10 protein-coding genes are annotated in these 10,098 nt (G+C 75.0%); 6 read left to right on the forward strand and 4 right to left on the reverse strand.

Going from position 1 to position 10,098, the window contains the following annotated elements; genetic code table 11:
* The first annotated feature begins 83 nt into the window (after positions 1–83).
* The 5 genes from HCN08_RS20600 (at position 84) to HCN08_RS20620 (ending at position 4,419) form a co-directional block, all read left to right on the forward strand.
* A complete protein-coding gene (locus HCN08_RS20600) occupies positions 84–1,553 on the forward strand; it encodes an aminotransferase class I/II-fold pyridoxal phosphate-dependent enzyme (RefSeq protein WP_167984649.1) in 1,470 nt (489 codons plus the stop codon).
* 69 nt (positions 1,554–1,622) lie between these two features.
* Positions 1,623–2,243 (forward strand): flavodoxin family protein, encoded by a 621-nt coding sequence (locus HCN08_RS20605; protein WP_167984650.1) that lies wholly within the window; start codon positions 1,623–1,625, stop codon positions 2,241–2,243.
* A gap of 74 nt (positions 2,244–2,317) precedes the next feature.
* Positions 2,318–3,046, forward strand: coding sequence for a HemK2/MTQ2 family protein methyltransferase (locus HCN08_RS20610; protein ID WP_206319031.1), 729 nt, complete (start codon positions 2,318–2,320; stop codon positions 3,044–3,046).
* Complete coding sequence (locus HCN08_RS36635) at positions 3,030–3,317, forward strand: CDGSH iron-sulfur domain-containing protein (RefSeq protein WP_167984651.1); 288 nt, start codon at positions 3,030–3,032, stop codon at positions 3,315–3,317. The genes HCN08_RS20610 and HCN08_RS36635 overlap by 17 nt, the downstream gene beginning before the upstream one ends.
* Positions 3,318–3,387: 70 nt before the next feature.
* Complete coding sequence (locus HCN08_RS20620) at positions 3,388–4,419, forward strand: iron-containing redox enzyme family protein (protein ID WP_167984652.1); 1,032 nt, start codon at positions 3,388–3,390, stop codon at positions 4,417–4,419.
* A 24-nt stretch (positions 4,420–4,443) separates the two neighbouring features.
* Here HCN08_RS20620 and HCN08_RS20625 read toward each other — a convergent pair whose 3' ends face one another.
* The gene (locus HCN08_RS20625; RefSeq protein ID WP_206319033.1) at positions 4,444–5,751 is read right to left on the reverse strand and encodes a lysine N(6)-hydroxylase/L-ornithine N(5)-oxygenase family protein; all 1,308 of its coding nucleotides are present in this window, start codon (positions 5,749–5,751) and stop codon (positions 4,444–4,446) included.
* A gap of 99 nt (positions 5,752–5,850) precedes the next feature.
* On the opposite strand from HCN08_RS20625, the gene HCN08_RS20630 reads away from it, so the two are divergent.
* Entirely contained in the window at positions 5,851–6,804 is a 954-nt protein-coding gene (locus tag HCN08_RS20630; RefSeq protein WP_167984654.1) for a methionyl-tRNA formyltransferase, read from the forward strand.
* A 33-nt stretch (positions 6,805–6,837) separates the two neighbouring features.
* Here the strand turns inward: HCN08_RS20630 and HCN08_RS20635 are convergent, their stop codons facing one another.
* The 3 genes from HCN08_RS20635 to HCN08_RS20645 form a co-directional block, all read right to left on the reverse strand.
* Positions 6,838–7,716: an ABC transporter ATP-binding protein gene (locus HCN08_RS20635; protein ID WP_167984655.1), complete on the reverse strand. Its 879-nt coding sequence runs from the start codon at positions 7,714–7,716 to the stop codon at positions 6,838–6,840.
* A 4-nt stretch (positions 7,717–7,720) separates the two neighbouring features.
* Positions 7,721–8,716, reverse strand: coding sequence for a FecCD family ABC transporter permease (locus tag HCN08_RS20640; RefSeq protein ID WP_240970287.1), 996 nt, complete (start codon positions 8,714–8,716; stop codon positions 7,721–7,723).
* Between the two features lie 90 nt (positions 8,717–8,806).
* Positions 8,807–9,802 (reverse strand): FecCD family ABC transporter permease, encoded by a 996-nt coding sequence (locus HCN08_RS20645; RefSeq protein ID WP_167984734.1) that lies wholly within the window; start codon positions 9,800–9,802, stop codon positions 8,807–8,809.
* Positions 9,803–10,098 lie beyond the last annotated feature (296 nt).

Here is a 10,098-nt window from a genome sequence, read left to right on the forward strand (position 1 = left end):
CGCCCGCCCCCGCACCCGCCCGGGTGCCCGCCATCCGGGGAACGCCGGGCGTAGCGCGCCGCCGCCGGGGGCATCCGCCCGCTATGGACCACTCCCAGGCACCCGTACTCGACGCGCTCGCCGCCTACCACGCCGACGGGCAGCTGCCGTTCACCCCGCCCGGGCACAAGCAGGGCCGCGGCGCCGACCCCCGGGTGCGCGAGGTGCTGGGCGAGGCGGTCTTCGCCGCCGACATGCTCGCCGTCGCCGGGCTCGACGACCGGCTCTCGCGCGGCCGGGTGCTGGAGCGCGCCCAGGAGCTGATGGCCGACGCGGTCGGCGCCGAGCACACCTTCTTCTCCACCTGCGGCAGCTCGCTGTCGGTCAAGGCCGCGATGCTGTCGGTCGCCGGGCCGCACGAGAAGCTGCTGGTGGGGCGGGACGCCCACAAGTCGGTGATCGCCGGGCTGATCCTCGCCGGCATCCGCCCCATCTGGGTGGACCCGCAGTGGGACCCCGAGCGGCACCTGGCCCACCCGCCGAGCCCCGGCGCGTTCGCCGCCCGGCTCGCCGAGCACCCCGACGCGCGCGGCGCCCTGGTCACCAGCCCGACCCCGTACGGCACCTGCGCCGACCTCGCGGCCGTCGCCGAGGTGTGCCACGCGCGCGACCTGCCCTGCATCGTCGACGAGGCGTGGGGCGCCCATCTGCCCTTCCACCCCGACCTGCCGGCCTGGGCCATGGACGCCGGCGCGGACGTGTGCGTGACGTCGGTGCACAAGATGGGCTCGGGCCTGGAGCAGGGCTCGGTCTTCCACCTCCAGGGCGGCCGGGTCACCGCCGAGATCCTGGCCTCCCGCGCCGACCTGCTCGGCAGCACCAGCCCCTCGGTGCTGCTCTACGCCGGGATGGACGGCTGGCGGCGGCAGATAGCCCAGCACGGCCGGGAACTCTTCGACCGCGCCCTCGCGCTCGCCCACCGCACCAGGGCCGCGATCGACGGCATCGACGGGATGCACGTCAACGGCCGCGACGACTTCTGCGGGCCCGGCCGCGCCGCCGACATGGACCCGCTCCAGGTCTTCGTCGACCTCACCGGGCTCGGCGTCAGCGGCTACGCCGCCGCCGACCGGCTGCGCGAGCACCACCGCGTCAACCTGCATGTCGCCGACCACCGGCGGATCAGCGCCCAGCTCACCCACGCCGACGACGAGGACACCACCGGGCGGCTGGTCGCGGCGCTGCGCGACCTCGCCGGCCACGCGGCCGACCTGCGGCCGGCGGCCCGGGTCGCCGTGCCCGACCCCGAGGAGCTGCGGCTGGAGCAGGTCGTGCTGCCGCGGGACGCGTTCTTCGGCCGGATCGAGCAGGTGCCCTGCAAGGACGCCGTGGGCCGGATCGCCGCGGAGATGCTCACCCCCTACCCGCCGGGCATCCCGGCCGCGCTGCCCGGCGAGCGGCTGAACGCCGCCGTCGTGGACTACCTGCGCTCGGGCGTCGAGGCCGGCATGTCGGTGCCGGACGCCTCCGACACCTCGGTGCGGACCGTCCGGGTCCTGGTCGAGGGGGACTGACCTGCGGCTTCGGGTCCGCACCCGGTGACCGGCAGGTTTCGTCCGCGGTATCGGGGTTACCCGCGCAGTATGAGCGACGAGGACGAATTGCGGGCTCTTGCCCTGGTATGCACACTGAAGCCGAGCCCCGCCCGCTCCAGCTCGCAGCTGCTGGCCGAGCAGGTGCTCCAGGCGCTGGGCGAGCACCGTGTCACCGGCGAGGTGGTCCGCATCGCCGACCACGACGTCAAGCCCGGCGTGGTGACCGACGCCGGCGACGGCGACGCCTGGCCGCGGATCCGGGCCAGGATGCTCGCCGCCGACATCCTGATCCTGTCCACCCCGATCTGGCTGGGCCACCCGTGCAGCGTCGCCCAGCGCGTCCTGGAACGCCTGGACGCCGAACTGTCCGAGACCGACGACCAGGGCCGGATGGCGACGTCCGGGAAGGTCGCCGCGGTCGCCGTCGTCGGCAACGAGGACGGCGCCCACAAGGTCAGCGCCGACCTCTACCAGGGCCTCAACGACGTCGGCTTCTCGCTGGCGCCGGGCGCCGTCGCCTACTGGGTCGGCGAGGCCATGCACGGCACCGACTACCAGGACCTGGACGCCACCCCCGACCCCGTCGCGACCGCGACGGCCACCCTCGCGGCCAACACCGCGCACCTGGCGCGGGTGCTGCGCGGCGCCCCCTACCCCCCGAGCGGCTGACCACCCGCCGCCGGGCCGGGCCGGACCCGGCGCCGCCGCAGACCCCGCCGCCCGAACCGAGAGGAGCCGCCGTGCTGCGAGGAGCCCCGCCGCGAACCGGCACCGCCGAGTCCGCGCCGCTCGCGCCGCCGCCCCCGCTGGACCGGGTGTGGCGCCTGCCGGGCGTCTACCGGCCGCAGGCCGACACCGCGCTGCTCGCCGCCGCGCTGTGCCGCGAGGTCGTGCCCGGCAGCGACGTGCTCGACGTCGGCACCGGCAGCGGGGCGCTCGCCCTGTACGCGGCCCGGCTCGGCGGCCGGGTCGAGGCCGTGGACGTCTCCTGGCGGGCGCTGGCCGCCGCGCGCCTCAACGCGCTGCGCGCCGGCCACCGCATCGAGGTGCACCGGCGCGACATCTGCCGCCCCGGCGGCCCCGCGGCCGGCCGGGCGTACGACCTGGTGCTGAGCAACCCGCCCTACGTCCCCGCGCCGCCCGCCGGGCGGGCCGGGACGGCGCACCGCGCGGCCCGCGCCTGGGACGCCGGGATCGACGGCCGGCAGGTCGTGGACTCGCTGTGCGCCGCCTCCGCGGAACTGCTGCGCCCCCGGGGCGTGCTGCTGATGGTGCACTCCGGGCTGTGCGGCCCGCAGCGCACCGTGGACCTGCTGACCGGCCTCGGCCTGTCCGCCGGGGTCCACGCCCGCGCCCGGGTGCCGCTCGGCCCGGTGCTGCGCTCCCGGCTGCCCTGGCTGCGGGGCCGCGGCCTGATGGCGCCGGGCGACGACCAGGAGGAGCTGGTGGTGATCCGTGCAGAACGCCCATGAAACCGAGGCCGCCGAGGCCACCGAGGACGCCGCCGGGCCGCGGGCGCAGCCGCCGCGCCGGGTCACTGTCGAGCCCGGCGGGCCCGTCGTCGTGCAGGGGCCGGTCGAGGTCGTCGCGGAGGACGGCACCGTGTCCGTCTCGCGGCGCTTCGCCGTCGCGATCTGCACCTGCCGGCGCAGCGCCACGTACCCCTGGTGCGACACCAGCCACCGCGCCCGTGAACGGCCGGCCGGGCACGGCGGCCCGCAGGAGAAGGACGGCACCAGGTGAGAATTCCCGGGCGGACGGCCCACGCACGGACACCCGCGCCCCACCGGGGCCGGAGGAAGGACGGCACGCGGTGACCGCGACGACCCGGCAACCCGGCAGCCACCCGCACCCCGCGCCGGACCCCGCGGGCCCCGCCCTCCCGGCGCCCCGCGGGCCGCTCTCCCGCGGCGTCCTGCACGCCCTGCGCACCGCCCGCGACGCCGATCCCGCCCTGCGGCAGCACGCGGCCGGCGCGGAACCGTACGGCGACGACCTCCAGCTCGCCCTCTACGTCCTGTACGAGCTGCACTACCGCGGCTTCGCGGGCGTCGCCGACGACCGCGAGTGGGACCCCGGGCTGCTGGCCGTCCGCGCCGCGCTGGAGGACCGCTTCCTGACCGCCCTGCGCCGCGACGTACCCGGCCCGCGCCGCCCCGCCGAGGTCTTCGCCGAACTGCTCGTGGAGCCCGCGGACCACTCGGCCTCGGTCGCCCACCACCTGCAACGGCACGGCGACCTGGAGCAGTTCCGCCAGTACGCCGCACTGCGCTCGCTCTACCACCTCAAGGAGGCCGATCCGCACGCCTGGGTGCTGCCGCGGCTGCACGGCCAGGCGAAGGCGGCGATGGCCGCGATCGAGTACGACGAGTTCGGCGCCGGCCGCGCCGACCAGGTGCACGCCCGGCTCTTCGCCGACCTGATGGCCGACCTCGGCCTGGACACCGCCTACGGCCGCTACCTGGACCGGTCGCCGGCCGAGATGCTGGCCGTGGTCAACCTGATGTCGCTGCTGGGCCTGCACCGCGCCCTGCGCGGCGCCCTCGTCGGCCACTTCGCATGGGTCGAGGTCACCTCCTCGCCCGGCTCCCGCCGGCTCGCGACGGGCCTGCGCAAGGCGGGCGCGGGGCCCGCGGCGCAGCGCTTCTACGACGAGCACGTGGAGGCCGACGCCGTCCACGAGCAGGTCGTACGCCACCAGGTCGTCGACGGCCTGCTGTCCGCCGAGCCCGCCCTGGCCCCGGACGTCGCCTTCGGCGCGGACGCCACGACCTTCCTGGAGGACCGGCTGTCGGCCCGGCTGCTGGACGCCTGGCGGGCCGGACGCTCGGCGCTGCGCTGCTGAGCGGCCGGCCCCGCTGCCGGGCCGTCAGGCCGCCGCCCGGCCGGCCAGCACCGACCGGTGGATCTCCTCGGCCCTGACCGCGACCGTCGACAGCAGCGTGCTGGTCAGCCCGTGGGTGTGCTCGGTGCCGCCCTGGAGGTAGATGCCCGCGGTCACCTCCGGGACCGTCTCGACCCGGTGGTCGCGGCCGACCCGGATCGCGTCCCCGTCGGTGCGCAGGCACAGCTTCGCGGCCTCGCCGAGCAGCGCCGACAGGTCGCGGGGCCGGTAGCCGGTGGCGAGCACCAGCACATCGGCCGCCAGCACCTGCCGCTCGCCGGTGGGCAGGAACTCCACGGTGACGTCGAGGCTGCCGCCCGCGCCCTGCTCGACCGCCCGGATGCGGGAGACGTTCAGGAACCGCAGCCGTTCGCGGCCGGCCACCTTCTGCCGGTAGGCGGTGGCGTACAGCGACTCGATGAGGTCCATGTCGACCACCGAGTAGTTGGTGGAGCGGTGGTAGTCCAGCAGCGACTGCTTGACCTCGGACGGCGCGGAGAAGTACACGTCCACCGCCTCGGGGTCGAAGATGCGGTTGGCGAACGGGCTGTCGTCGGCCGGGGTGTAGCCGTACTTGGTGAAGACCGAGCACACCTCGGCGTCGGGGAAGGTGCGGTGCAGGTAGTCCACCGCCTCCGCCGCGCTCTGCCCGGCGCCGAGCACCACGACCCGCCGCACGGGCGCGCCCTCGGCGGCGAGCGCGGCGGCACGGGGGATCAGCTCGCTGTTGTGCCACACGCGTTCGGCCGGTTCCAGGCCCGGCGGTATGTGCGGCTCCAGGCCCGCGGCCACGCTGATGTTGCGGGCCCGGTGGGTGACGGTCCCTCCGGGGCCGCCGGCCCGCCGGCTCGTGACGTCGAAGCAGCTCACCCGCCCGTCCTCGCCGCGCACCGGGACCACCCCGGTCACCTCGCAGCCGTACGACACCAGGTGCCCGACCCGTGCGGCGGCCCACTCGAAATACTCGTGGAACTCCATCCGCAGCGGGAAGAGCGTCTTCTGGTTCAGGAAGTCGATCAGCCTGCCGCGTTCCCGCAGGAAGCACAGGAAGCTGTAGTCGCTGGTGGGGTTGCGCAGCGTGACGAGGTCCTTGAGAAAGGACACCTGCATCGTCGCGTCGTCGATCAGCATCCCCCGGTGCCAGCCGAAGCCCGGCTGGCGCTCCAGGAAGAGCGCGTCGAGACGGCGGTCTGCCGCGAGCCCCGCGTTGTACTCCTCAACTGCTATGGACAGAGCGAGATTTGACGGGCCGAAGCCGACTCCGAGGATGTCGTGGACGACGTCGGAACCCATGTGCGGTGACTTCACTTCAGTATCGCCTCCCTCAGGCAGGGTCATGCTAGATAAGGTAAGCCTTACCTAGCAATGGAGCCGTTGGAGGGAAGGACTGTCATGAGGGTCGTCATGCTCGGTTACCAGACCTGGGGTCACCGCACGCTGCAGGCGCTGCTGGACTCCGAGCACGAGGTGGTCCTCGTCCTCACCCACCCCAGGAGCGAGCACGCCTACGAGCGGATCTGGGACGACAACGTCGCCGAGCTCGCCACCAAGCACGGTGTCCCGGTCCTGCTGCGCAACCGCCCCGACGACGCCGAGGTGCTGGCCGCCGTGAAGGAGGCGCAGCCGGACATCATCGTGGCCAACAACTGGCGCACCTGGCTGCCGCCCGAGCTGTACGACCTCCCGCCGCACGGCACCCTGAACATCCACGACTCGCTGCTGCCCGCCTACGCCGGCTTCTCCCCGATCATCTGGGCGCTGATCAACGGCGAGGAGCGCGTCGGGGTGACCTCGCACCGGATGACCGAGCGCCTGGACGCCGGCGACATCCTCGTCCAGCGCTCGGTGCCGGTCGGGCCGCACGACACCGCCACCGACCTCTTCCACCGCACCGTGGACCTCATCGCGCCGCTGGTCCACGAGTCGCTGGACCTGATCGCCTCGGGCCGCGACGCCGGGCAGTGGATACCGCAGGACCCGGCCCGTGCCAGCTTCTTCCACAAGCGGGCCGCCGAGGACAGCCGTATCGACTGGACCTGGCCCGCCGAGCGCCTGGAGCGCCTGGTGCGCGCCCAGTCCGACCCCTACCCGAACGCGTACGCCTTCCACCGCGGGGAGCGGCTGCGGATCGTCTCGGCCGCGGTCTCCGAGGGCCGCTACGGCGGCACGCCGGGCCGGATCTTCATCCGCGAGGGCGACGGCGTGGTGGTCGTGGCGGGCGCGCAGGCGTACTCCGGGCGCGGCAAGGGGCTGCTGGTGCGCCGGGTGCGCACCGAGGACGGCGCCGAGCACGCGGCGGCCGACTACTTCCGCACCATGGGCGGGTATCTGACGTCCCGTCCGTGACATCGCGGGGGTCCCGGGCCCGCGGACGCGCCGTCAGCCGGCGTCGGCGGGCCCGCCGGTGTCGCCGTGGTGCCGGCCCAGCGGGATGACCAGCGGGGTGCCGCTGACCGGGTCGGGGACGACCCGGCAGCGCAGGCCGAAGACGTCCTCGACGGTGGCCTCGGTGACCACCTCGGCCGGCGGGCCCTCGGCGACGATCCGGCCGGCCTTCATCGCCACGACGTGGTCGGCGTACCGGCACGCCTGGTTGAGGTCGTGCAGCACCATCACCACCGTGCGGCCCTCGCGCCGGTTGAGGTCGGTGATCAGGTCCAGCACGTCGATCTGGTGGGCGAGGTCGAGATACGTCGTCGGCTCGTCCAGCAGCAGCACCGGGGTGCCCTGCGCGACGGCCATCGCGATCCACGCGCGCTGCCGCTGGCCGCCGGACAGCTCGTCCACCGGCCGGTCCACCAGCTCGGTCATGCTGGTGGCCGCGAGCGCCGCCCGCACCGCCTCCTCGTCGGCCGCCGACCACTGCCGCCACCACGTCTGGTGCGGGGCCCGGCCGCGGCCCACCAGGTCGCCGACCGTCAGCCCCTCGGGCGCCACCGGCGTCTGCGGCAGGATGCCGAGCTTGCGGGCCAGCTCGCGGGTGGGCAGCGAGCGCAGCGCGGCGCCGTCCAGCTCGACCGCGCCGCCGCGCGGGGCGAGCAGCCGGGCCAGGGCGCGCAGCAGCGTCGACTTGCCGCACGCGTTGGCGCCGACCACGGCGGTGATCCGGCCGGTCGGCACCGCGAGGTCCAGGTCCGCCACCACCGTGCGGCCGTCGTAGGCCAGCTGGAGCCCCCGGGCCTCCAGCCGCGGCCCGGTCGGCGGTTTGTGCGGCGCGCCGGCGGCGGGGCGGGGGACGCGGGAGTCGGTGGTCGACATGGGATCAGCCTCCAGAGCCCGCGCGGTTGGCGCGGATGAGCAGCCACAGCAGGACCGGCGCGCCCAGGGCGCCGGTGACGATCCCGACCGGCAGTTCGGTGCCCGGGATCGCCTCGCGTGCCACGAGGTCGGAGCCGAGGACGACGAACGCGCCGGTGAGACCGGAGACGAGCGGCGGCGGCGCCGAGGTGCCGGCCAGCCGCTGGGCGATCTGCGGGGACGCCAGCGCCACGAAGGCCACCGGCCCCGCCGCCGCCGTGCCGAAGGCGACCAGCCCCACCGCCGCCAGCAGCAGGGCGAGCCGCACCGGCTGGACCGGGGTGCCGAGCCCGGCGGCCACGTCGTCGCCGAGCTGGAGCGTGCGCATCCAGCGGCCCATCGCCAGCGTGACCGGCAGCAGCACCGCGAGCGCGACGGCGAGGGAGTCCACCTGGCCCCAGGTGCGGCCGTTGAGGTTGCCGACGAGCCAGCCCATCGCCTCCTGCGCCTCGAAGCGGTTGCCGCGGGCGACGAGGAAGTCGGTGGCGCTGGTGCAGATCCACGACACGCCGATGCCCACCAGGATGATGCGGTAGCCGGTGGCCCCACCCTTCCACGCCAGCGCGTAGACCAGCAGCGCGGTCGCGAGCGCCCCGAGCAGGCCCAGCGTCGACAGGCCGAGGCCCCCCGTCCAGCCGAGGACCAGCGCCGCGACCACCGCCGTCCCGGCGCCCTCGGTGAGCCCGATCATGTCGGGGCTGGCCAGCGGGTTGCGGGTCATGGTCTGGAAGACCGCGCCGGAGACGCCGAAGGCGACGCCGACCAGCAGCCCGGTCAGGGCGCGCGGCAGCCGCAGGTCCCGCACGACTGCCAGGGTGCCCGGGTCGCCCGTGCCGGCCAGGGCCTTGACGACATCGGGGAGCGACACCGGGTAGTCGCCGAGGGCCAGGCCCCAGCAGAACAGCCCGAAGGCGCCGACGGCCACCAGCACACCGGTCAGCACCAGGCGCGGGCGCAGCATCCCGGAGACCGGCGGCACGGCCAGCCGGTAGGGCCGGTCGCGCAGCACCGCGGCACGCCGGAGGCCGGGGGAGGGGGAAAGGGCCACGGGTCACACCTCCGCGAGCTTGCGGCGGCGGACCAGGACGATGAAGAACGGCCCGCCGAGGAAGGCCACCAGCACGCCCGCCTGGATCTCGGTGGGGCGCTCCACCATCCGCCCCAGGATGTCGGCGGACAGCAGCAGCACGGGCGCGAGCGCCGCCGACAGCGGCAGCAGCCAGCGGTGGTCAGGTCCGATCCCGGCGTATCCGGCGAGCACCCGGGCCATGTGCGGGACGACCAGGCCAAGGAAGACCACCGGGCCGATGACGGCGACCGACGCGCCGGTCAGCAGCATGACCGCGGTGACGCCCTGGAGCCGGATGAGCCCGGGCCGCCGCCCCAGCGAGGCGGCCACGTCGTCGCCGAGGGCCAGGCTGTTGAGCATCGGCGCGCAGGTCAGTGCCAGCACGGCGCCGACGGCGAGGAAGGGCGCGACCCGCAGCAGGTCGCCGCCGTCCACGTCGGCCAGCGTGCCGGCCGACCAGAAGCGGTAGCGGTCCAGCGCGTCCTGGTCGGTGAGCACCACGGCGCTGGTCAGCGACGACAGCAGCGAGGTGACGCCCACTCCGGCCAGCGCCAGCTTGACCGGGGTCGCCCCGGACCGGCCGAGCCGCCCGAGCAGGAAGACCAGGACGCTGGCGACCAGGGCCCCGCCGAAGGCGAACCACACATAGCCGTAGAGCGAGGCGACCCCGAAGACCGCCACCGCCAGCACGATCGCGAAGGACGCCCCGGCGCTGACCCCGAGGATGCCGGGATCGGCCAGCGGGTTGCGGGTGAGCGCCTGCATCAGCGCGCCGGACAGGCCCAGCGCCGCCCCCGTGGCCAGGCCGGTGAGCGTGCGCGGCACCCGTACCGACCAGATGACGTTGTCCACCAGGTGGCTCGGCGGACGGCCGAGGACGGAGCGGACGACCTGGTCCAGCGGGATGCTGAGCGCGCCCAGGGCCACGGACAGCAGGGACAGCAGGACGAGGAGGGCGACGACCCCGGTCACCAGCACCGTGGTGCGAAGCCTCTTCCCGGGGGCCACTTGAGCCGCTTGAGCCACGTGCCGGTCTCCCTGCGCGGACGGGCGGGCCGCGCGGGCGGCCCGGACAACAGGTTAGGTGAGCTTAACCTCACTTCCCGGCTCCTGGTGCGGCGCACCCCGTGAGGCCCTTTCAACTAAGGTAACCCTTACCTTAGTATGCGAGCGGTTCTGCGGCTGCGCGGAGCCGTCACCCCACCGCCAACGGGAGGCACGGGCAGCTGTGTCGGGCAACGAGCGTTCTTCCGCACCCTCTTCCGCCCCCTCAC

It is taken from the genome of Actinacidiphila epipremni, assembly GCF_012034175.1.
GTDB classification, from domain to species: domain Bacteria; phylum Actinomycetota; class Actinomycetes; order Streptomycetales; family Streptomycetaceae; genus Actinacidiphila; species Actinacidiphila epipremni.

Coding starts and splice junctions, on each gene's coding strand:
- HCN08_RS20605 (WP_167984650.1), top strand. CDS start 1,623: ATGAGCGACGAGGACGAATTGCGGGCTCTTGCCCTGGTATGCACACTG.
- HCN08_RS20625 (WP_206319033.1), bottom strand. CDS start 5,751: ATGGGTTCCGACGTCGTCCACGACATCCTCGGAGTCGGCTTCGGCCCG.
- HCN08_RS20630 (WP_167984654.1), top strand. CDS start 5,851: ATGAGGGTCGTCATGCTCGGTTACCAGACCTGGGGTCACCGCACGCTG.
- HCN08_RS20635 (WP_167984655.1), bottom strand. CDS start 7,716: ATGTCGACCACCGACTCCCGCGTCCCCCGCCCCGCCGCCGGCGCGCCG.
- HCN08_RS20640 (WP_240970287.1), bottom strand. CDS start 8,716: ATGCTGCGCCCGCGCCTGGTGCTGACCGGTGTGCTGGTGGCCGTCGGC.
- HCN08_RS20600 (WP_167984649.1), top strand. CDS start 84: ATGGACCACTCCCAGGCACCCGTACTCGACGCGCTCGCCGCCTACCAC.